General features: G+C 41.6%; 21 protein-coding genes and 2 tRNA genes. 20 read left to right on the top strand and 3 right to left on the bottom strand.

Features of this window, described 5'->3' with window-relative positions:
* The first annotated feature begins 96 nt into the window (after positions 1–96).
* From H4K34_RS17165 to H4K34_RS17150, 4 genes are read left to right on the top strand one after another with little or no spacing between them, the layout of a single operon-like run.
* The gene (locus tag H4K34_RS17165) at positions 97–789 is read left to right on the top strand and encodes a TetR/AcrR family transcriptional regulator (RefSeq protein WP_210758611.1); all 693 of its coding nucleotides are present in this window, start codon (positions 97–99) and stop codon (positions 787–789) included.
* Positions 770–2,476 (top strand): peptidase domain-containing ABC transporter, encoded by a 1,707-nt coding sequence (locus tag H4K34_RS17160; protein WP_210758610.1) that lies wholly within the window; start codon positions 770–772, stop codon positions 2,474–2,476. Before H4K34_RS17165 ends, H4K34_RS17160 begins: the two co-directional genes overlap by 20 nt.
* The gene (locus H4K34_RS17155) at positions 2,470–3,843 is read left to right on the top strand and encodes an HlyD family secretion protein (RefSeq protein ID WP_210758609.1); all 1,374 of its coding nucleotides are present in this window, start codon (positions 2,470–2,472) and stop codon (positions 3,841–3,843) included. Before H4K34_RS17160 ends, H4K34_RS17155 begins: the two co-directional genes overlap by 7 nt.
* Positions 3,830–5,221 (top strand): TolC family protein, encoded by a 1,392-nt coding sequence (locus H4K34_RS17150; protein ID WP_210758608.1) that lies wholly within the window; start codon positions 3,830–3,832, stop codon positions 5,219–5,221. The genes H4K34_RS17155 and H4K34_RS17150 overlap by 14 nt, the downstream gene beginning before the upstream one ends.
* On the opposite strand, the gene H4K34_RS17145 is transcribed toward H4K34_RS17150, so the two are convergent.
* Both H4K34_RS17145 and H4K34_RS17140 read right to left on the bottom strand, forming a co-directional pair.
* Complete coding sequence (locus H4K34_RS17145; RefSeq protein ID WP_210758607.1) at positions 5,218–5,805, bottom strand: nitroreductase family protein; 588 nt, start codon at positions 5,803–5,805, stop codon at positions 5,218–5,220. The genes H4K34_RS17150 and H4K34_RS17145 overlap by 4 nt on opposite strands.
* Complete coding sequence (locus tag H4K34_RS17140; RefSeq protein WP_210758606.1) at positions 5,802–6,311, bottom strand: shikimate kinase; 510 nt, start codon at positions 6,309–6,311, stop codon at positions 5,802–5,804. The genes H4K34_RS17145 and H4K34_RS17140 overlap by 4 nt, the downstream gene beginning before the upstream one ends.
* Before the next feature lie 143 nt (positions 6,312–6,454).
* Between H4K34_RS17140 and H4K34_RS17135 the strand changes: the two genes are divergently transcribed.
* The 16 genes from H4K34_RS17135 (at position 6,455) to H4K34_RS17060 (ending at position 21,380) form a co-directional block, all read left to right on the top strand.
* Positions 6,455–6,530 (top strand) — tRNA-Lys (locus H4K34_RS17135).
* Positions 6,531–6,589: 59 nt separating this feature from the next.
* A tRNA-Leu gene (locus H4K34_RS17130) sits at positions 6,590–6,673 on the top strand.
* Positions 6,674–6,975: 302 nt separating this feature from the next.
* A complete protein-coding gene (locus H4K34_RS17125) occupies positions 6,976–8,445 on the top strand; it encodes a rhomboid family intramembrane serine protease (RefSeq protein ID WP_210758605.1) in 1,470 nt (489 codons plus the stop codon).
* An 89-nt stretch (positions 8,446–8,534) separates the two neighbouring features.
* Positions 8,535–8,987 (top strand): hypothetical protein, encoded by a 453-nt coding sequence (locus tag H4K34_RS17120; protein ID WP_210758604.1) that lies wholly within the window; start codon positions 8,535–8,537, stop codon positions 8,985–8,987.
* A 48-nt stretch (positions 8,988–9,035) separates the two neighbouring features.
* Positions 9,036–9,425, top strand: coding sequence for a hypothetical protein (locus H4K34_RS17115; RefSeq protein ID WP_210758603.1), 390 nt, complete (start codon positions 9,036–9,038; stop codon positions 9,423–9,425).
* A 114-nt stretch (positions 9,426–9,539) separates the two neighbouring features.
* Positions 9,540–10,229 (top strand): helix-turn-helix transcriptional regulator, encoded by a 690-nt coding sequence (locus H4K34_RS17110; protein WP_210758602.1) that lies wholly within the window; start codon positions 9,540–9,542, stop codon positions 10,227–10,229.
* Between the two features lie 71 nt (positions 10,230–10,300).
* Positions 10,301–11,257, top strand: a complete 957-nt coding sequence (locus tag H4K34_RS17105) for an alpha/beta fold hydrolase (RefSeq protein WP_210758601.1) — start codon at positions 10,301–10,303, stop codon at positions 11,255–11,257.
* A gap of 140 nt (positions 11,258–11,397) precedes the next feature.
* Positions 11,398–11,832, top strand: coding sequence for a GNAT family N-acetyltransferase (locus H4K34_RS17100; protein ID WP_210758600.1), 435 nt, complete (start codon positions 11,398–11,400; stop codon positions 11,830–11,832).
* Positions 11,833–11,869: 37 nt separating this feature from the next.
* Positions 11,870–12,682: a hypothetical protein gene (locus H4K34_RS17095; protein WP_210758599.1), complete on the top strand. Its 813-nt coding sequence runs from the start codon at positions 11,870–11,872 to the stop codon at positions 12,680–12,682.
* A gap of 63 nt (positions 12,683–12,745) precedes the next feature.
* Positions 12,746–13,351, top strand: coding sequence for a hypothetical protein (locus H4K34_RS17090; RefSeq protein ID WP_210758598.1), 606 nt, complete (start codon positions 12,746–12,748; stop codon positions 13,349–13,351).
* A gap of 1,287 nt (positions 13,352–14,638) precedes the next feature.
* Positions 14,639–15,172 (top strand): hypothetical protein, encoded by a 534-nt coding sequence (locus tag H4K34_RS17085; RefSeq protein WP_210758597.1) that lies wholly within the window; start codon positions 14,639–14,641, stop codon positions 15,170–15,172.
* A 2-nt stretch (positions 15,173–15,174) separates the two neighbouring features.
* Positions 15,175–15,801, top strand: coding sequence for a type IX secretion system motor protein PorL/GldL (gene porL / locus H4K34_RS17080; RefSeq protein ID WP_210758596.1), 627 nt, complete (start codon positions 15,175–15,177; stop codon positions 15,799–15,801).
* 18 nt (positions 15,802–15,819) lie between these two features.
* A complete protein-coding gene (locus H4K34_RS17075) occupies positions 15,820–17,223 on the top strand; it encodes a hypothetical protein (protein WP_210758595.1) in 1,404 nt (467 codons plus the stop codon).
* Positions 17,223–18,614, top strand: a complete 1,392-nt coding sequence (locus H4K34_RS17070; RefSeq protein ID WP_210758594.1) for a hypothetical protein — start codon at positions 17,223–17,225, stop codon at positions 18,612–18,614. The genes H4K34_RS17075 and H4K34_RS17070 overlap by 1 nt, the downstream gene beginning before the upstream one ends.
* A 10-nt stretch (positions 18,615–18,624) precedes the next feature.
* A complete protein-coding gene (locus H4K34_RS17065) occupies positions 18,625–20,742 on the top strand; it encodes a hypothetical protein (RefSeq protein ID WP_210758593.1) in 2,118 nt (705 codons plus the stop codon).
* Positions 20,743–20,861: 119 nt separating this feature from the next.
* Positions 20,862–21,380 (top strand): dihydrofolate reductase family protein, encoded by a 519-nt coding sequence (locus H4K34_RS17060; RefSeq protein WP_210758592.1) that lies wholly within the window; start codon positions 20,862–20,864, stop codon positions 21,378–21,380.
* Here H4K34_RS17060 and H4K34_RS17055 read toward each other — a convergent pair.
* Positions 21,377–22,429 carry a PAS domain-containing sensor histidine kinase gene (locus H4K34_RS17055; protein ID WP_210758591.1) on the bottom strand — a complete coding sequence of 351 codons (1,053 nt, stop codon included), beginning with the start codon at positions 22,427–22,429 and terminating at the stop codon, positions 21,377–21,379. The two genes, H4K34_RS17060 and H4K34_RS17055, sit on opposite strands and share 4 nt — an antisense overlap.
* Positions 22,430–22,587 lie beyond the last annotated feature (158 nt).

Raw genomic sequence — 22,587 nt, 5'->3', positions numbered from 1 at the left:
TATTAAATAAAATTTAACGGCAAGCAATTGAACAAAAAGCTAAACTTGCAGTTATGATAGTATTACTATTATATTTGTGAGCACTGAACTTAAGATATGCGAACATTACTAGGAAGTCTTAGAATTCAAATCCCGGAGCAACTCTACGTTAAAGACCCGGAAACTACTGATCTCGGCAAACGTATAGTTGAACACAGCATATTGCTAATCAATGAATTAGGCTTCGAATGTTTTACTTTCCGCAAATTAGGCGCAGCCATTGGATCGCCAGAAAGCACTATTTACCGCTATTTCGAAAACAAGCATAAACTCCTACTCTATCTGATTTCCTGGTACTGGGCCTGGCTCGAATACAAGGTAGTTTTTGCCACCGCCAATGTAGAAACCGCTGAGGACCAGCTCTGCAACAGCATCCGCACCATTTGTGAAACCGTAAAACAGGATCAGAATTTCTCGCATATTAATGAGGAAGTATTGCAACGCATTGTAATTGCAGAATCTTCTAAAACCTTCTTAACCAAAGAGATTGATCAAGAAAACAAGAATGGTTATTTCAAGAATTATAAAAACCTGATTGAAAGATTAGCGGGGATTATTTCGGATTTAAACCCCGATTTCAAACACCCTCGCACCCTGGCTTCTACCCTTTTAGAAGCAAATCATCTGCAAAAGTTCTTTGGGGAACATATGCCATCCATAACGGATATCGCTACCCAAGACGAAGACCTGATACACTTTATTGAAACTATGACCACCAGTATTTTAAACTATGGCCCTAAACGATCCTAAACGACCGCTTCGCCGATTTTGGAAGCTACTGGCGACGGAGCGAAAAGACATCGGCAACATATATATCTATGCCCTTTTTAATGGTTTGCTCTCCCTCTCCATTCCTTTGGGTATTCAAGCTATTATTAACCTTATCCAAAGTGGAACCACCTCTACCGCCTGGGTAGTGCTGGTAATAGTGGTTTTGGTAGGCCTTATTCTGGCTGGGGTATTCCAAATTTTCCAGCTCAGTGTGGCAGAACGCATTCAACAGCGCTTATTCGTAAATGCTTCTATTGAATTCGCCTATCGTATTCCCCGACTTAAGTTAAGTGCTTTAAAGAATTACTATCCACCTGAATTGGTGAACCGTTTCTTTGATGTGCTTACCGTTCAAAAGGGGCTCTACAAACTGCTATTCGACTTTTCGGTAGCCAGCCTGCAGATTCTGTTCGGCTTAATCCTGCTATCCCTCTACCACCCTTTCTTTATCGCCTTTGGCTTCTTCCTGATCTTTATTCTGATCATTTTCTTCCGCATTACCTCTCGTCGCGGATTGGAAACCAGCTTGCAGGAAAGTCAGTATAAATACGAGGTTGTTTCCTGGTTGGAAGAATTAGGTCGAAACCTGTCTACCTTCAAAATGGCCGGTCGCACCAGTCTCCCCATGGATCAAACCGACAAGTTGAGCTCCAATTACCTGCGTTCGCGCCGCTCTCACTTTGCGGTTCTGGTACGTCAGTACACCTCATTAGTGTTCTTTAAAGTACTGATTGCCGGTGGCCTACTCTTATTAGGAGGTCTATTGGTATTTGATCAGCAAATGAATATCGGTCAGTTTGTAGCTGCGGAAATCGTAATCGTGCAGATCATTTCTTCGGTTGAAAAGCTGGTCTACAGTATCGAAACCATTTACGATGTATTAACTGGTTTGGAAAAACTGGGGGCCGTTACCGATTTGGAATTGGAGAATCATGATGAAGAAGAGCAAATCCAATTAAAAAATGGCGATAAGCTCAAGGTAAAAATCAAAAACCTTAACCTCGATTCTCCGCAATGGGGTCAACGTATTTTGAGTGATATCAACCTAGAAGTCAACCATGGTGAGAAAATTGGCATCACTGGCACCATGGCTTCCGGTAAGTCTTCGCTACTGCAATTAATTGCGGGCTTGTTTGATTCCTATCAGGGTAGCCTTCTTTATAATGACATCCCCTACAATAAGGTGCAATTGGAAACCCTCCGCAGTTTGATAGGTGATAATTTACGTCAGGAGGAGATTTTTGAGGCTTCTATTTTAGACAATATCAGCCTGCGCCGTGAGTCGGTAGATCAAAAACAAGTTATGGAGCTCCTGGAATTAGTTGGTCTCAAAGATTTTGTTGAAGATCTGCCTAATGGCATTTTCACCACTCTACCCACTGGAGGCCTAGGTTTGGCATCCAGCACCCGAAACCGCATATTAATGGCTCGAAGTCTCGCTGGCACCCATAGCTTACTACTATTGGAGGACAATTGGTTTGATGTAGATGATGATACCCGTATTAAGTGGTTAGACTACCTCTGCTTCGATTGTGGACAATCGGTAATAATTGCTACCAACAATAAAGCTTCATTAGAGCGCATGGACCGTATCCTAATCCTGGATAAAGGTCGAATCGTAAAAGAAGGAAGCTATCAAGAACTTAAAAATGATCTGCCATGCTAAATATATCGCCCGAAAATGATGTGGCGAAAAAGATAGATCGCCGTCGCTACTCCAGTATGCGGGTCTTTTTAGATGAAGCCCAATTACAAAAGAGTCGTAAACGTCTGTACCTCATTTTCTTCTCCATTTTGGTGGGCTCTCTCTTTTTGCCCTGGACTCAGAACATTCGCTCGAAAGGTTATGTAACCTCTCTTCAACCGGAAAAAAGGCCGCAAACCTTGCAATCGGTAATTGGCGGTAGAATTGAAAAATGGTATGTGCGCGAAGGAGACTTTGTTCGCAAAGGCGACACCCTACTCTACATATCCGAAACCAAAAATGACTATTTCGATCCGCAACTTTTAGAGCGTACGGATGCGCAAATTCAGTCAAAGCGTTCCTCACAAGACAATTACCAACAAAAGGCCGCTTCCCTGGAAACCCAAGTGAGAGCGCTAAGGGAAAACCTACGCTTAAAATTGCAGCAGGCCCAAAATAAGATTGAGATCAGCCGCCTAAAAGTAGTAGCCGATTCCATCGATTTGGTGGCTGCTCGTACTAATGAAAGCATTGCCGAAGCGCAAATGCAGCGAATGGATACTCTTTACAGTCAAGGTTTGTATTCCAAAACAGATTTGGAAAAACGTCGCCAAAAACTGCAGGAAACGACCTCTAAACGCGTGGCACAGGAAAGCAAATTACTGGCTGCTCGCAATGAGTATATCAATGCCAAGGTAGAGTTGAATGCCATTTCGGCCGACTACGACGCTAAGATCTCCAAGGCCGAAAGTGAGCGCTATGCCACTCTTTCCTCCATGTATGGCACGGAAGCCGAAGTAAGTAAATTGGAAAATCAATACAGTAATTATGCGGTACGGACCAGCAACTATTATTTGCGCGCACCACAAGATGGATACATCACCAAGGCCCTGAAAACTGGTTTAGGTGAAACGGTTAAGGAAGGCGAGCAAATTGTAACCATTATGCCGGCCGACTATGATTTGGCAATTGAAATGTATGTGCGCCCTATCGACTATCCCCTTATGCATGTGGGGGAAGAAGTACGCATACAATTTGATGGTTGGCCAGCGATCTTCTTTAGTGGTTGGCCCGGAGTATCAGTTGGAACCTTTGCCGGTAAAATTGTAGCCATCGATAATTTCACTTCCAGCAATGGTATGTATCGATTGCTGGTAGCTCCCGATCCGGAAGGAGTTGAATGGCCGGATGGAATTCGTCCGGGGGCTGGTGCTAAAACCTTTGCCCTCTTAAATGATGTGCAAATTTGGTATGAAATCTGGCGTCAGATCAATGGCTTCCCTGCCGATTTCTATACTCCGGAAAACAAAGCTGAGAACCCAGAAAGCAAAAGCAGTGCTAAGAAATAAGCTCCTTATTTTAGGCTTAAGCCTGATTTTAGTTTCAAGCAAGCTATCGGCGCAAAGCCCCGACTCCATTGCTTTTCCGGTGGATAGCTTCATGACGATTGTTTTAGAGCAACATCCCATGGCTCAAAAAGCCCGCTTAATTGAAGAGCAAGCCAGAGCGGCTAAACTCAAGGCTAGTGGTGCTTTTGATCCCAAGTTATTTAGCGAAGTAGAGCAAAAGCGCTATGGCGATTACCTCTACTACAGTTTGCAAAATTCGGGTTTGGAGATACCAGCCTGGTTTGGTTTTAAGGCTAAGGCCGGATACGAACTAAATGAAGGAGTATATCTCAATAATGAGAATACCGTTCCCGCCAGTGGACTTTGGTATGGTGATATTAGCTGGACCTTAGGACAGGGCCTCTTTTTAGATGAGCGCCGGGCCAGTTTAAAGCAAGCGCGACTATTGGAAGAATCGGCGGAGTTCGAAATCCAATTAGCGCTAAACGAATTATTGAAAAATGCCCTGCAGGCCTATTGGGACTGGTATGCTGCTTATCAGGAGTATAATATCTATCAGCAAGCTTATGAAATGGCTCAATTTCGTTTTGAAGCATTGAAAAGATCGGCTCTTATCGGCGATAAGCCAGCGATAGACACTCTTGAATCCCTAATACAAGTGCAGGATCGCCAAATCAAATTACAGGCGGCAGAAGCGCAAATTATCCAGACTCGCAATCATCTTAATACCTTCTTATGGTTGGATGGTCGTATTCCTTTAGAGTTAAGTACAAAGAGCTATCCCCAGTTTGAATTGGGCCAAATTGCCAATCCCCTGCCAGCAGATTGGTATGAAAAGCATCCAGCCTTGCAGGCCTATGCCCTTAAAATCGAAGGCTTGGAAATTGACAAGCGCTTGAATCAGGAAATCTTAAAACCGGATTTAACGGTACATTATAAGTTCTTGAACGCCCCTACTCAGAATGATTTCTTTAGCCAGTATTCTACAAACAACTATGCTTGGGGACTTAAGGCCAGCTTCCCCTTATTTATCCGCAAGGGTCGTGGTGAAGTACTAAAGTCGAAACTAAAAATCCAGGAAACCGAATTGGACTTGGATTTAAAGCAGATTCAGATTCAAAATAAAGTGGAAGCCTTAAGCGCTGAGCTCAGTCTCCTTATTCAACAATTGAATAATGCTCAAAAGATGCGAGCCAATTATGCACGCTTGCTCGAGGCAGAGAATATCAAGTTCCGCAATGGAGAAAGCTCCCTCTTTTTGGTGAATTCCCGAGAGCTTAAGTATATCGATAGCCTAGTGAAGCAATTTCAATTAGAAGCAAAGCTAAAAGCCACCCAGGCCAAATTAGAGGCCGAGGCGGCAATACTTTACAATTAATCTTCCCAGCGAACCTTAGATTCAATTTCTGAGATTCGACGTCCTTTAGGATTCTCTTTGGCCGGTTTCCCGAGGTAAAAGAGTCCCATAGCTTTATGATCTTCGTCGAAACCCATAAAATCGCGCAGAGCCTCGCTAAAGGCCACTTCGCCGGTGCTCCAATAAGAACCTAAGCCCAAGGTGTGGGTCATAAGCCACATATTTTGCACCGCCATGGCCACGGCAGCTACTTCTTCTATTTCCGGAATTTTTGGATTGGTTCCGCTTTTCATAGCAATGCCAATCACATGGGAAGCCATTGCAGGTCGATTAGCCTTGCGATCGAAGCGAATTTGATTAAATCCTTCGGCTTCGGGATCCGCTTGATCGTAGGTGGCTAAAAATTGCCCCAAGCGATTCAAAGCTTCCCCTTTATAGACCACAAAACGCCAAGGTTCTGTATAACCGTGGGTAGGCGCCCAGTTGGCTTGTTCTAAAATGAGTTTAACAAAATGATCATCGATCAATTCCCCGCTATAGTCTTCGGGTTTTATGCTGCGCCTTTCAGCGAGAATGCGTTTCAGAATAGCTAATTCTTCTTTCATTTAAGGTAATTGAGAATACTGTGTAGACGTTCTTCCTCGTCTTTTTGTTTTTGACTAATCTTGAAAATGGCTTTTTCGTAAAATTCGCGTCGCTCAAAGAGATGCTTCGCGATAAATTCTTTGAGATCTTGGTCGGCCAGATGCGCAATTAAGGGACGTTCCCTGCGGTCTTTTGCCAAAACATCGTACAAATCCTGGATGGATCGCTCTAAATAAATGCTAATGCTGGAACGATTAACTTGATCCATATTATCATAGTAACAAGGCGTTCCTCCTCCCAAAGCCAACACAAAATCAGGCTTTTGTAAAATATCAAGTAGGATTTCCCGCTCCTTTTGACGGAAAAAGAGCTCTCCCCGATTAAAGATGAGCTCCGAAACCGACTGCCCGCATTCCTCCTCAATTAAATGATCTAAATCGAGTAGTGGTAATTCTAAATGCGCCGCCAGAAGCTTTGCCAGGCTTGATTTGCCTGATCCCATATATCCGAGCAAAGAAATTTTCATGGAGCTAAATTACTGCGAATAAAGGGAATGCGCTGCGCAAAATAGAGACATTGAAATTTCTTCATAATTTTTTCCTTTTAAGGCTTGGTCAAAACAAAAGATTGACGCTATATTTGCAGCCCCAAAACGAAAGGGGTATAAATGATTCAGTAGCTCAGTTGGTAGAGCATCTCCCTTTTAAGGAGAGGGTCCAGGGTTCGAGCCCCTGCTGAGTCACCAAGAGCTTCGGTAAAACGAAGCTTTTTTTTTTAGATTTGAAATACAGATCTAAACCCTTTGCCCAGGTGGTGGAATTGGTAGACACGCCATCTTGAGGGGGTGGTGGCCTTATGGTCGTGCAGGTTCAAGTCCTGTTCTGGGCACTGAAAGTCTTCGTAGCAATACGAGGACTTTTTTTTGTTTTAATCACTACGATTGACGGGGATCTTCTTCCTTTTTAAATACGATAATTCGCATTTTGGAATAAATCAGCAGCTTGAAATCATCTGCTCAATTCTACTACCCTATTTTTGATTTAGATAAGACTAGCTGGGGAACCTTCAAAAAGGTCAATAAAATCACCAGGGTTCCTATCGAAACAGGAATTATCGAAGCCCAATTCATTTTATGGCCTTTGGGCTAAATGAAATTAAACTACCAGATTAACGAAGCTAATTAATTGTACATGGCATTTGGACTTTCTCCCAAGCACATTGAACATTTCGATAGTGCTGGCCTTTCCGCAAAGGAATCGCTGGTTATTGCATTTGAAACCCTTAAGGACCTAGGCTGGAAAATTGGAAATATTGCTAAAAACGGTATTAAAGCCTACACCCATTTTTCATCAAACTCCTGGAGTGAAGAAATACTTATTTATATTGAGAAAACGCAGATTAGCCTAAAAAGCGAAAGCAATGGCAATCAGCTTATAAATGGGGTCAACAACAGACAGAATACGGAAGCTTTTATTGCCAGGTTCAAGTCACTTCAACAGGAACTTGAGCCCTCCTATTTAGAATCAAGCTATTCAGAACTTGAGACACGTTTTACTGAAAACTCTGAAGAGCTACATTTTTCCAAAAAACAAAGTGGCAAGGAGAAGATCCTGGATTTCTTTTCCCTCTTTATACCCAGAAATGGCTTTTTCATTAGTCCTATCCTGCTGAATGTAAATATTTTGATTTTCATCCTGATGGCTATGAGCGGGGTAAATATTTTAATGCCCGACAATGAAAGCTTACTGCTTTGGGGAGCCAATTTTCGACCGGTCACCTTAGATGGCGAATGGTGGCGCTTGATCAGCAGTTGCTTTCTACATATTGGCCTGCTACACTTATTGATGAACATGTACGCCCTTTTATACATTGGCGTTTTACTAGAGCCTTATTTAGGCAAAGCGCGGTTCTTAAGTGCTTATCTTCTAAGCGGTCTGGCAGGCAGCACGGCCAGCCTTTACTGGAATGAATTAACCATAAGCGCAGGAGCCTCTGGAGCGATATTCGGTATGTATGGTGTTTTTCTGGCCATGCTAACCACTAACCTTATCGAAAAATCAACCCGGAAAACTATGCTATCTAGCATAGTGATTTTTGTGGGTTATAATCTTATGTATGGTCTCAAAGGTGGTATCGATAATGCCGCCCACATAGGAGGCTTATTAAGTGGTCTATTAATTGGCTACGCCTTCTATCCCAGCCTATTAAAGCCTGAAAAGCCTATTCTAGCACAGCGTAGCATAGCCCTTCTATCTCTATTTATTCTAAGCATTTCAACCTTAGTTTTAGTATATAAAAATCCCGGAGATCTGCTTAAGTACCAAACTGAAATGGAAGAATTTGCTCTCCTTGAAGAAAAGGCCCTTGGTATTTATAATCTACCGAAAACTTCAACTGATCTAGACTACCTAAATGAGATTCGTAATACCGGGATACCTAGTTGGAAAGCAAATATTGAGCTCTTGGAGAGAATGGAACAGTTGGATTTACCCACTGACATTCATTCGCGTATTACCAAACTTAAGGACTATTGCAACTTAAGAATCAAAGTCTATGAGCTGATTCAAAAAGGAATCTTGGAAAAAACCGACTTTTACTACTCTGAAATTGAACAATACAATTTGGAAATAGAACAATTGATAACAGATTTAAACAATTAGAATTTCGACTAAAACCTCCTGCCTTTTTAAACCAGATTGGTAGGTTTTGATCTGAAATTTCAATTTATACAAAACTTAAAACCAATACTTTGGGATTAATCACTGACTTTCTTTTTGGTAGAAAAAAATCAATAAATGATCCATTACTTGGAACCTTAACCACTAGGGTAAAGAGCACAAAACTGAAAAAAGACTATTCCTGGATAACTAGTTATTTGTTTGATCATCAGGCTAAGGAATCCTTTTTACTGCTGGAGGGTAATGCTCTGGGGCCATTTCCTAGTCAGCTCCAAGCTGCTCAGTCCCTAATCAAGGGCTTTGAAAGTATGAAGAGTCAAATTGATCTAGAATTGCAGAAAGAAGAGCAAAAGTCCTTAAAGTATAAGGACTGGCAGTCTAAACTTTATTTGGCAGCTATATATCCGAATCATAGCAAATCAAATGCTTTAGAATTAAACTTTGAAGCATTGGATGAAAATGATAACCACTTCTTCTCCTGTACTTGGCAAGATGGTAAAATATCAGAATTAGAACTTAAGTAAGCACCAGGCTAATTCTTCAAGAATCATTTATTCCAGATCAACCAAAGAATGCTAAAACCATTAACGCTTTTATTGAGCCTATTCTTCCTATGCGCTTGCTCCAATTCAGTTACTAAAGAGCAGCTATTAACTAAGCAGCCATGGACTATCAATAAGGTAGAATACTTAGAAACTGGCGAATGGGCACCAAGCTATATCAATCAAGGAAGCCTCTGGACATTTTCTGAAGATTACAAGGCTAGTTTCAGCATGAACAATGATTTTCAGCAAACTTCAATTCATGGAAATTGGGAACTCAAGGCTGACAGCCTCTATTTTAATTCTCCAATGGACTCCTCAGTAATGCTGATTGAAGAATTAACAGATTCAAACTTAAACTGGATCTGGACAGCTCATAATTTAAAGTTCTATTTAATCAAATACCAGGAAAGGGATTAATTAACTGATATTGAAAAGATAAGCCAGGCTAAAGCTTCTAATACCAGCCTTAAAAACTAACGGAATTCTATTAACCAGATTAAATACCTTCATCACCAAATCATTTTCAAGAAAATGGATTCCCCAGAAATCAGCCGATTATCCCGCCTCAGCGCTATTCTCATTCAAATTCAAACCAAACGAATAGTAACCGCCACAGAATTAGCTGAAAAATTTCAGGTTAGCAAGCGCACCATTTATCGTGACTTCAAGGCGCTTGAGGATGCTGGCGTTCCCATTTTTACCGAAGAAGGCAAGGGCTATAGCCTGATGGAAGGCTATAAACTGGCTCCAGTGATGTTTAGCGAAAAAGAGGCTAATGCCTTGATCCTGGCCGAACAGCTAGTACTTAAAAACAAAGACGCCTCCTTTATAAAAGATTATTCCCAAGCCATTGATAAGGTTAAGGCCATCCTTAGATATGCAGAAAAGGACAAAGCTCAAATCTTAAGCCAACGCACCCAGTATAATGAAATCAAGAATTTGGAGCGCAACAGTGCCAACCTCTCCGATATTCAATATGCGCTTACCAATCACCTGGTCCTGAATATCAATTACCAAAACAAAGAAGAGCAAACTAGCCAAAGACAGATAGAACCCTTTGCCTTGCTCAATAGCGAAAACTGGTACCTGATTGCTTATTGTCGGCTTCGTAAAGAATTCCGTTTTTTCCGTTTAGACCGAATCCAAAAGCTCGAATTGAGCAATGAAAAGTTTGAAGCCCATAATATGACTTTGCAGGAGTTTTTCGATAAAAATCAATAAACCATCCCGACCCTTGACATAGGGCTGTCACAAGGCCCCATTAGGTTTGCTGCCAATTCAAATCTAAAAACATGTCACAAGTCAATCAGTCTAGCATTTCCCCTATTAATTTCCCTAAGCCTCAGCTAATTCCTATAAATGGAATTGAATTAGAAGTTTTTGAAGCCGGTACCGAAAATGCCGGTAATCCCATCGTTCTCTGCCATGGCTTTCCCGAGCATGCTTATTCCTGGCGCTTCCAAATTCCAGCTTTGGTTAATGCGGGATTTCACGTGATAGTCCCCAACCAAAGAGGCTATGGTAATTCTTCCCGCCCAGAGAATGTTGAAGCTTATGATATCATTAAGCTTTGTGAGGATATGGTTTCCCTTCTTGATTATTTCCAATACGACAATGCTGTGTTCATGGGCCATGATTGGGGCGCTAATGTGGTGTGGAATTTGGCCTTGCTGCATCCAAAGCGGGTATCTAAAGTCATTAATCTAGCTCTACCCTATCAGGAGCGAGGCCGCAAGCCTTGGCTAGAAATGATGGAAGAATTCTTTGGAGAGGACTTCTATTTTGTGCACTTCAATCGCAAGCCTGGAGTGGCCGATGCTATTTTGGAGGCCAATACCGCCCAATTTATCTCCAACCTTTTCCGGAAGAATCTCCCGCCTGCTCCACCAGCGCCGGGTATGCTGATGATCCAATTGGCTGAAGCTGAAATGGCAGCGGGCGATCCAATACTCAATGAAGAAGAATTAGAGGTCTTTGTTTCTGCTTTCCAAAAATCCGGTTTTAGCGGCGCCATTAATTGGTATCGAAATCTAGATCGGAACTGGCATCTAATGGCCGATGTAGAAGCTCGAATTGAGCATCCTACTTTAATGGTCTACGGCGATAGAGATATTATTCCAAAGTCTGAAAGCTTGCCCAACTTTGCCCCGAATTTAGAGGTGCTTAGCTTGGATTGCGGTCATTGGATACCTCAAGAAAAACCAGAGGAATTGAATGAAGCCTTAATTAAATGGCTAGCTAAATCTTAAGAAGGTATTCCCAGATCGGTCTGAGCTTAGGTTCAGGCCGATTTTCTTTTAAACAGACTTTGAAGGAGCATTTCTGCAAATAATAATTCTAAGGTATTGATGATATCAATAGGTTTGTTCTCTAATAAAGCCGAATAGCCTTGATCCTTAGAGCCCTTAGCCCCAACGAAAATAAGGAAGAGGAAATCTTCCAGTCTGACGAATGTCAACAGCTCCTTGAAATTTACGATCAGTACTATCCCAAAAAGGGATATGATTTTCCATGGGTGGCTTATTTGATTATCAGGAATAATCAAGTGCTAGGCACCGGGAGTTTTACCGGAAAACCAGTAGATGGACAGGTGGAAATTGCCTATTGGACTTTTAAGGCTTTTGAAGGTCAAGGCATTGCTTCCTTTGCTTGTAAAGAATTGATTTCCATCGCCCAAAAAGAAAATCCCAATATTGTTATTAGTGCTAAAACCGCCCCAGAGAACAATGCTTCCACCCATATTTTGGAGAAAAATGGCTTTCGGCTAATCAAAACAGTTCAAGATGAGGAGATTGGTGATGCTTGGTTGTGGATATTACAATAGCTAACAAATGATGTCAAACGGTTCAGGTATCACAAACATGAAGGCCCTATTCATCTGCACTTTGCTCATCCTCCAAAGCCCTTCCCTATGGGCTCAAGAAAAGATCATCAAAGCCTTAGGCATAAAAAGCAAATCGGAGATTAATCAATACTTTGAAAATGGAGTACTGGAGTCCTCAGACACTATTAAAGATTTGATTCAATACGATAGCGCTGGAAGGATCGCTAATATCAAAGACTTTAGCTATATGAATATCTATCCATCTCCTATCAATCAGCGGCATTATTATAATGAAGATGGCTCTTTGGCCTTCGAACTGAGCTTTTATCCCGATTCAAATCAACTAAGTGGCGATTCTCAGGATACCTTTAGGTTCCAAGAATATGTTTATGACCCAAAGGGTAAATTGGTGGAAACCAAGCTTCAGTTTTTCGACCTTGGTGAAACTATTTATTATCAGTACAATAATCTCGGGAAACTAGTCTCGGCAATGGGATATGACCTAAAAGGTAATGTTAGCACTTTTAGTATCCTGAAGTACCATAAAGACAGTTTAATAGATCTTTTCGTTACCGGTTCAAATTCAATGTCTAGTGAGTATCGCTATTTTTATGAGCCAGAAACCAATCAATTACGGTACAGAGAAACTTGGAATCGAGGATACAAGATAGTGGAGCACTTTAACAGTCTTGGAGAAATTAGTTATAGCAAAGTAAGCCACGACAATAAACAGGTAGCAGAAAGAAGGTATATTTACACAAATGGCCTTCTTACAGAAGAGCATTATTCCGAAATTACAGAGGAAGGCGATAAGAATCTCATTTATCGCACTTTCTATATCTACGAATAATAAAGGTTTTACTAATTCGCTCGAATCGCAAATGGGTATTAATAAGAGCTTAAGCTTATCTGGATGAGAATACTTTTCGCTTTAGCCCTTTTCTGCAGCTTAAAGCCCATTATGGGGCAAAATCAAAAACCTATAAGCCTGGGAATAGGCTTTGCAATCGCCGCTAATCCTTATCAATTTGAGGATTTTACGATTCCTGAAAACCTATACCAAAATCAAGGTTTATCAGAAAAGTGGAAAGATGAGAAAGTGGAGCCCTTTTTCTTTAAACCTGATTATGGATTGTATCATTTTATCTGTTTAGAGCAAAGTCCAACCTATTTTAAAATCTTAGTAAACGATTCAGCTATCGGCTATCTCCCTCGGGACTCAAGCTTTTATTTCAAGACATGGGAGGAAATATTAGTTGAATCAAGTGTGCAAAGACTCACTAAGGATAATCCAATCCTAGTTGAACTAGAAATTCAGAGTCAAGAATTGATCAAGCCCTGCGATATTGAGCTTTTAAAGGTGCTAAGTTTAGTGGAAAGAAATGGAGAACACTGGTTGCAAATTGAATTCTCACCCGATTGCGAGCCTTATCCCGAAGAGTGGAAACTATCTAAAAGAGGCTGGATTAAATGGCGCGATGCCAACAATCTTCTGGTTACAATTAGGCTTCTTTATTAAGCTAATTTCTATTTCGCCAAATTAGCTTACTGCTTGATCAGGCAGAACAATCTATACCCCAATCCCAATGCGGGTCATACTATGGAATGTGATATAGAACATTGAGTACTTGGGCAGAACCTTTTTCGCCACCGATTCAAATGACAATTCAATTGATTTATATCTGGCCCAAGTCCAAACTTAAATAACTATAAACCAACCTATAGTGAATTATTGGAAGTAGAAATTAGCCTCAATTCTAGTCAGCCGATATTTCAAGGTATTTAATACTGTGACTTAGCAGCCGATATTCATTTATAATTACCGATAGCGAATAAAGAGAGCCCCAGTCATGCCAAAATTGATCACTATTATTGTGAATAATTTTCAATTGAAGATGAAACAGCTTTTCTACTTATTAATAGTAGTCAGTTTTTACCCCCTGATGGGGCAAAACCATCTGGAATTAGTACAGGCCGAAAAATTTACATTTCCGCTGGATTCTAATCTCAAAGAATTTAAAAATTGTGAGGAGTATTTTAATCTAGCCGGTCAAATTAGTGATCTACACTACTCAAATGTTCGACGATATAAGATCCTGGCTGACTCCTTAAACAAATTAACAGTTGTCAGGGAACAATTTGATTATATAGTTGAAGTTGAATGTATTACTCATTTGAGTGATAGCCTAAATTTACCTGCAGACTGTTCTACACCATGGTTTATTGAGCCAAACCCCTGTATTGAATACACAATATTCATAACAAAACATAAACCCTTTCGATTTATGGACAATAACAAAAGCAGGACCTTGTTTTACCGAGAGGATTTTATGCGGAACAGATAAAATAAGCTATAGCAGCTTCTCAAAATCTAAACAATCCGCGCTTTCAAAAAAGTCCATTTTCAAAGCTGCAGAAAAGTATCAAGCAAGTCCCGTTGAATCAATTTGACGGACTCCTTCCCCTAGTCTTAAGCTCAAATATCACGCTATAATCTGCCATAACCTAAGGGTGGATTACCTCCCTTTTCCCAAACTTGAAATTCACTTCTAGGATTTCAAATGTATCAGAGCTGACATCTACTCAATCAAGCGCCACTTAGTCCAAAAAAGGCGGAAAAATGAGTATCAATTTTTATTTTATACAATTGTCGTTTTTTACACAAAAACACTATATCCTTTTTATATCAAGGTTTTGCGGTATTCAATTTTAGAATAATTTACCTATCAAATTTTTATTTTAAGGTTTTCAACAAGTCATTGTTAATTCTACATTTGGAGATATCCTAACCAATCATAAACTCCCCATGACAGTAAGGAAAACTTTAGTCATTCTTTTAATGATCCCTCCTTTCCTGCATGCAGAGAACGATTCACTACGGCTCAATCGACTGCAACAGGACATCCGGATTATGGAAAGCCGCATCAGCAATGTGATGCAAACTCAGAATCAGGTTTTACGCGAAACCCAGGCCCTGCAACTGGAATTGATTCGAATGGAAAGCAATAGCGATTCCCTCAATCAGAAGGTAGCGAGCCAAATCGCAGAAAACCAGAGTCAAATGGAAAATTTCCAGGCACAGCAAGTGCAAACGGAAAGAGCCTTGAATCTGGCACTGGATCAATTCCAGGAGCAGTTTGAAGACCAAAACCGAGTGGCGGCCAAATTAGAGGCGCAACTGGCGGGTCAAATCAATTATCAATTACTAGCGGCCGGAATAGCCTTTCTGGTGCTGATCATCGCCTTTGTGCTGATCAACCGCCGCAGTGTAAATCGCAGTTTGGCCAGCAGCCAGGCTAGCTGGAATCATTTTCAAGACCACTTTCTTAAAAACAACTAATCATGCAAAGTCAAGAAACCACAACTCGAAACGGAAGATCAAATGGCTATCGCAATGGCCATTCGGAAAGAAATGGAAAACGAGATATGCGCAATGGCAATGGTCATCAGATCAGTAATGGTCATACTAGTATGAACAAGTCCAAAGAAGCCAAAAAAGGTAAGCTCGATAGCATCACCTTTATTTATGGCTTTGGTGCCGCCATCGTACTGGTAGGTGCCATGTTCAAATTCCTGGGCTGGTCCTTTGCTAATGAGCTCTTTATCGTTGGTTTAAGTATCGAGGCCGTTGTATTCCTTATCTCTGCTTTCGAGCGCAAGGAGGAAGAAAAAGAATACCAATGGGAAAATGTATTCCCGCAACTTAATGGTCAAGGTCAGCCAATGAATGGCAGCGCCGGCAACTATGGTGAAGCGATGCAGCTCTTTAATGCCAGTATGGAAAATATGAGCAGTGAGATTCACAATCTATCCCTTAGCATTCGTGATATCCGCGCCAATATGGAAGCATCAGCCCAAAGCTCTGTGGCCATGCAAAATCAGATGGAAGATTTTATCCATTTGATGGACCATTACAATGCCAATTTGCGCAGTATCAATGATAAGTACGACCGGGTATTGGAATCCTAGTCTGAATAGCGCTGCACAATGGCGAATACCATTAAAATATCAAAAGCGAAGAACCTGATCTTCAAGAAACTGAGCTTCTTGTACCTGGTCTTCATTTTGTTCCTCTTTTTATCCAGTCCGGGTAAGTTTTTGGATCATTATGAAAACCTGGTTCCCGCACAGGAAGTGGTTCTTGAAAAATTGAGGACTCAACTCGAAGAATTGCCGGAAGGCGACTCCAAGAGTCAAAATCTCAAGGCGCAAACGCTATCCAGCTTGCAAAAGTTAGAGGAAATCCGCACGGGCTATTACGATTATCGCAATACAAACCATATTGCTGGTGAGAAGCTCAAGGAGAACCTCTTTGCTACCAACGAAATCATTCAAGGTAGCTATGGCACCCGTTTTCAGGAAACCCTCGAAAACTTCAACCAGGCTTATCTGGAATTTGGCGGTTCGGATCTAAGTGCCGAATTACTCAGTCCTAAAGATTTTGCCGATCAAGAAATACAGGCGCGCGATTTCTTCTTTAAGGAAACACCCAATGCCGTGATCGAGTCGGTGATTAATCATTTAGAAACTGTAATTCTCATCCACAGTATCGAAGCCTTGAAAGGCGAGAAAATCGAATTACTCAAACAGGAAGTAAGTGAAGCGGATCAATTAGATCTGATCCAAAACTTCAAAAAGACCCTTTCCAAAGGTGAAAAGCTCCTGTTTAAAGTTCGATTGCCGGATAGCATTCAAAATTTGAAGGTATTGATCAATGGCAAGGACCTCGCTCCCTTTCAGGTAGATTCGGGCTTTCAACATTTTGAGTACCTACCCGAAGCTCCCGGAAATTATGTAGTGGACCTATATCTTGACGAAGAACGCTTCTTCCATAATTTCAAAGTTACCAAGCCAGGCATCAAACTTAATCGCCAGGGCTCCTCCTACCTCTCACAGGTTGGGGAAACTCAAATTCTGCAACTAAACCCGCAGTATTTACCGGAGGGGGATTTAAGCTTTGTTTCGGAGCATGCTGATTTGAGCTATGAAAATGGCCTATTGAAGATCACCCCCTACAATCCTGGTGCCTTTGATGTATTCATGAAGCTGGACGACAAAAAGGTAGATTCCTTGAGCTTATATGCCAAGGACGTAAATACCATCGATGTTGCGCTTATGGATATTGCCGGCAAGGAGAATGGGCTAAATCAATTAGCCTATCTGGAAGCAAGTAATCCTTTTTGGCAAGTTGTGAATTTCAAATTGCGCATTAAAAGCCCTGGTGGCCGAGATCAGGTATTTCACAATGCCACTCGTTTCCTGCGCAGTGAATTGAAGGAAGCAATCCTCAGAGCTCCTGAAGGCAGCATTATGGCTTTTGAGAATATCAAAGTAATTGGCAAAAACGGACATAGCTATCGCGACGGCCGAGCTATCCTTAAAATGAAATAATGGCAAAGTATATACGCATCAAAAAATCCAAGAACCTTCGGTTTCGTTTGATCAGTATCCTTTACCTACTGTTCATTTCCCTATCTATTATTCAGATTCCGATCGGCTGGCTAAGAGTAAATCCCAATTTGAGGACTACCTTATTAAGCTTCGATTCTGAATCTAAGGAAGGTGATAATATCGAAGGATTAAAGAAACGCATTAAGACCATGGAAAGTGATTTCATGGCTTTCGCCGGATCTGATCCTCTTACCGGTGATTTATTAAATCCCGAGAATTATGCCCAAACCGACCAATTTTTCCTGGAAGGTAAAAAGGGAGAAGAGCTCTTTTTAGCACTTCAGGCCTTGGACGATAGTGTCAACCAACTTCCAGAAAACAATTCAACTCGCATAGCCTACTTAAAGCTATTTCAAAGCGATTTGGAGCATGGATTGGAAGCTAAAAGCCATCAAAGCTGGACCAGTTGGAAATTTTCTCATGTTCCGGCTACCGTGGTACAATTGCAAATGGCAGATCTACTTTTAAAGCTCAATCTTTTACAGGGCGATCTTAAAGTGGAACCTGCCGGTAATGGCGATAGTCCGGAATTGGTTTTAGCTTATAATATCGACGAATTACATATTGGCGACACCGCCTATTTTGTTTACCAAGGTGAGGTTCGTCCTAAGCTGGAACTCACAGTAGGAAAGGGAAAAGCACAAAATTATGACTGGGAAAAAGACAGTCTGGTTTTCGTGGCTTTGGATACCGGTTCCTATAAATTGGAATTCCAATTAGGTCGTGAGCAACGCAGCTTCCAGTTTGAGGTATTACCCGGGAATTTTAACTCAAAAAGTTATAATGCTCCAGAAGCCTATTATTCTGGACTCCCCTTTTACCTACCTCTGGAAAACTGGCAAAGTCAACTCGACTACAGCTGTACTTGTATGCCCGGACGCACAATCCAAGCTCAAGGAAATAAGCTAAGGGTACAACCCTCCAGATCCGGCTGGTGCTATATAAAAGGCATGGACCCAAAACTTCAGGCATTGGCCTTTGAAGATTCGGTATATATCCATCCTTTGCCAGCTCCTTTGGTTTATGCCAGTGGTATTTCCCAAAATCAAATCTCCAGAACGCGCTTAATACAAAAGCCTGAGATCGACCTTAAGGTATTATTCCCAGGACAGGATGAGGCACCTCAATTAGACATCAAAGAGGTTAGAGCTAAACTTTATGGATCTTTTGGAGAGAAGACGGTAAGCAGTCCCAACAAACTCATTTTAGAGGCCACTGATGTTAAGGGCCTCTCCTATATCGAAATAGAAGAAGTACTGATTCAAAGTCCCGATGGCGAGATGAAAATCAGTGATCGACTCATCATTAATGTGTTAACTCATGAAAAGTAAAATCTACTCAATGCTGCTTGCCATCGGCCTCACCGGAGCTGGCAGCACAGTGCATGCGGCCTCAGACACGCTGCGCTTTGAGAAAAACACCTTCTTTAAGGAAGGTCAGAGCCTGGAGGCCTATGCCGGCTCTGTGATCGAATTAGGCCCTGGAGTACTGCTCCTTATCGAAGGGTCCTTATGTTTAGAAGGAAGTGCTGAGAAGCCCATCCGAATTATTAATAGTGACCCTGAAAACCCAGGGGTGGGAATTCAAATCCAGGCTCAAAGCGCCGATGCCGCGGTTAAAATTCGAAATGTAGAATTCGAAGATCTGACCCAAGCTTTGCGTTTTGATCCCTTTTGGTATCGAAAGGAAGTCATTTTAGAACAACTTCATTTTCAGGGGAGCACCAGTGGTGAGCCGGTATTGTACTTAGGCGATCCTTATATCGACCGTAGATGGGGACGAAGCATCGACCTCAAGGTAAAAGACCTGCTCTTTGTCAATAATCGCTCCGGCATGGTTGTCGAAGCCTACGGCTCTCCATTGGTGAACTATGATTTTGACCAAATCCATTTCCGCGATAATTATTTTGAAGGTCCGGAACAAGCTTTGGTTCATTTTGACCTTTATCCAGATGAGCGCAATCCTCAAGATATCGGAACCTTTATCTTCGATCGTAACCGTTTTGAAGATGACGATTACCTGATTTCTGTAGGAGGCAATTTTGAACAGGAATTGAAAATTAAATCTCTAGCTGCCGAAACTAAGGAAGTTAGCATCTTGGATCATCGCGTAGACCATCGCTTAGCCCAATTAGAGGTTATAGAGCTTCGTCCTCTCGAAACCAAGGAGGCTACTGACTTCAAAATTCTAAAGCATGTGCAAGACAGCATTCAAATGCAAATTGCCAATGTGGGTCAGAAAAACCTGATGTTCACCCTTTTGGATGAAGCAGAGAATTCGTTGGACTATGAATTAATTCGCCAGAAGGATCACAGCTGGGTAATCTACACCGAAGGACCAGCTAAATTCTTAGAATTGGCCGATGGATATCGCATCATACTTCCTAAGCCTGAAGTGTCTGAAGTTTTAGACAGCACTCAAAAAGAAGATTTACCCGTTTATGCCGAGGAAGAAGCCTTGGATACCGCTGCCGCAGAAGAAAATACGGCTTTAGCCAATTTGGGAAATCGCGTTCACAATTTCTTCACCAAAGGCACTACCCCAGTAAATCGCTGGGAAGTTGGACTATGGGGCGGCGGTGGTATGTATGGCGCCGGCGATATCAAACCCAAATTTGAGTTGGTAGAGGATTTGGCTTACACCCCTTCTACTATTGATTGGAGCTTTGGCGCCTATGCCCAATACAACTTTAATACGCGTTTTGCTGCAAAAGCCTCCTTCTACCATACCACCATTTCCATGCATGATTTAAGCTCGGTTGGCTTTTTCTCAGGCACCGCTCCATTAATGGGCTATAATGATGAGTATCAAGAAGTACAAATGTCGAAAAACGCCTTCCCGATCAGTTTCATAACCCAAATACGAAGCTTGGAATTCGAGGGTATTTGGCATTTACGGCAATATCAATTAAAACCCAATCAAGGATCCAAGTTGATCCCGAGTTTGGGACTATCCATAGGCGCCTTTCACTTTACTCCTTATCGAACTATTTACAGCGAACGAAAGCCTGATGAGAATTACCTCTCCTATCTGGCAAGAATCCGGGATAATCGATACAATCTAAGAAATCTGGGGTCTGAAGGTCAAAACTTCTTACCTGGTGCTAAACCCTACTCGCAAATTGCGGTATCCACCGGATTGAGTTTTAGTACCACCTGGCTTTTCCGAAACTTTAGCTTAAAAGGTGAAGTAAAAGCAGTTTACACTTCGACTGACTATTTGGATGACTTTGGCCCTGGTTTATGGTATGGTGGCGATATTGAAGCTATGCGCGCCAATCAGCAAGTTGGTGAACTCAGTAATCGCGAACTATATGGAATCACCAAAGAAGTGAAACTACCTCGGGAAAACACCTTCCGGTCCACCGACGGGCTAAATGACTGGTATTTCCAGGCTCATTTAGGCCTATCCTATTTCCTCGATAAACCCAGGGAAAAACCAAAGGTTCCGAGTTTATAATTCTCCTTGATTCAATTTGAATCACCCATCAAGCCCATCCCCTAAGGATGGGCTTTTTTTCTATAGGGACATTGAAATTGAGGCTTCAAGATTAAAATAAGAGTGCTAGCTTTAGGAATATGAAAATAAGCCTCTACATCGCCAGCTCAGCCGACGGCTATATCGCCGGTCCTAATGATGATCTTTCCTTTTTAAACCCCATGCAAGTGGAAGGTCAGGATTATGGCTATTCGAAATTCATCAATTCAGTGGATACGGTTATTACCGGACGTAAAACCTACGAGTGGGTAAGAGCTCAGGGCATTGAGGTCCCTCATCCAGAAAAACGACATGTGGTACTCAGTTCTAAGCAAATGGTACTGCCTGGCAACATTGAAGTATGGAACCAATCCATTAGTGCCTTATTGCAAGAATTGGAAAATGAGGGAGCTCAACATGCCTTTCTGGAAGGTGGAGCTCAGATCATCCAGGGCTTTTTGGAGCTAAATGCTATTGATGAATTAATCTGGTTTAAGGTTCCCATAATTCTGGGTGAGGGTCAGCCTCTATTTCTCAAACAAGAAAAACAGCATATGCTTAAGCTAATCAATGCCCATTCCTATTCGAATGGCATGCAGAAACTACACTATCGATTTTAAGACTTAGGTATGCAAATGGTAAATCGAGATCCTTTGCCGTCTTCGCTTTCTACCCGGATTTTCCCTTGATGTAAATCTACCACCCCTTTCACAATACTCAAACCAATACCAATTGAGCTTTCACCAGCGGTTCCTACTCTGCGGATATCTTTATTCATCCCTTGAAAAAGGCGTTTGCGGATAGACTCAGGCATACCTATACCTTGATCTTCTACCGCAATACAAAAACAATCCTTTTCATCGCGACCAATCAAATGAATAGCCTTTCCTTCTTTGGAGAACTTAATCGCATTAGAGATAAGATTTTCAACCGCTCTAAAAAGCTTGTTCTCATTAGCCAACACCACTAAATCTTCTGGGGCATCAATATGTAGATCTAAGCCTTTCTCTTCTAAACGAATCTTGAAGGCTTCTCCCACTTTTTGCAATAAGGGAGCTAAAAGGAATTTTTCTTTATCAATGCTTTTACCGGCAACCTTGTTTCGAGTAGCCTCATTGAGTTCAGCCAATATGGTGTAAGCATGGTTAATGGCGTCAAATCCCATATCCACTAAGCCCAGATTTTCTTCCTTCTGTAGCTCTGCTCTCAATAATCTTAAGATACCATCAACCTGAGAAATAGGATTGCGTAGGTCGTGGGCAATCATGGCAATCGCCTGATCTTTCATTTCGAGCAGATCTTGCATCTCATCAATGCGACTTTGCACATTCACATAAGGACTGATGTCCATTACCATACCGCGCATGCTTACCACTTTTCCTATGGCATTGCTGCTAAAGCTACTTTCATTATAAACGTGTATGGTTTTACCAAAGCTGGTTTGCAAGCGATACTTCAGTTCAATTTCGGAGGCTTTCTCCATACCAACCTCCAAGACCTTTCGAACCTGTTCTCGATCATCCGGATGCACTAGGCTCCAGTAATCATTAAACATAAATGAATGGGAATGAGATATATTCATCATTTCGTAGAAGGAATCCGAAAACCAAACGGAGTTCTCTTCCAGGTCCACCTCAAACCTAAAAAGCTTCTTCTTAGTTGTACTCAAGTTCAAAACCCCCACTTCCTAATTTTCCACAAATATTAAAAAATGTTATTAAAAAAACACAAAATCCTATAAAACATATCATTACAATAAAATTATTTATCCGTTAATTTGCTTTACAAATACGACAGGAATGCTATTTCTCAACACTCTGACCTGGA

The sequence above is a fragment of the Croceimicrobium hydrocarbonivorans genome, from assembly GCF_014524565.1.
Classification (GTDB): domain Bacteria; phylum Bacteroidota; class Bacteroidia; order Flavobacteriales; family Schleiferiaceae; genus Croceimicrobium; species Croceimicrobium hydrocarbonivorans.
Note: the sequence above shows the minus strand (reverse complement) of the source record. Positions and strands in the feature narration are given on the sequence as shown.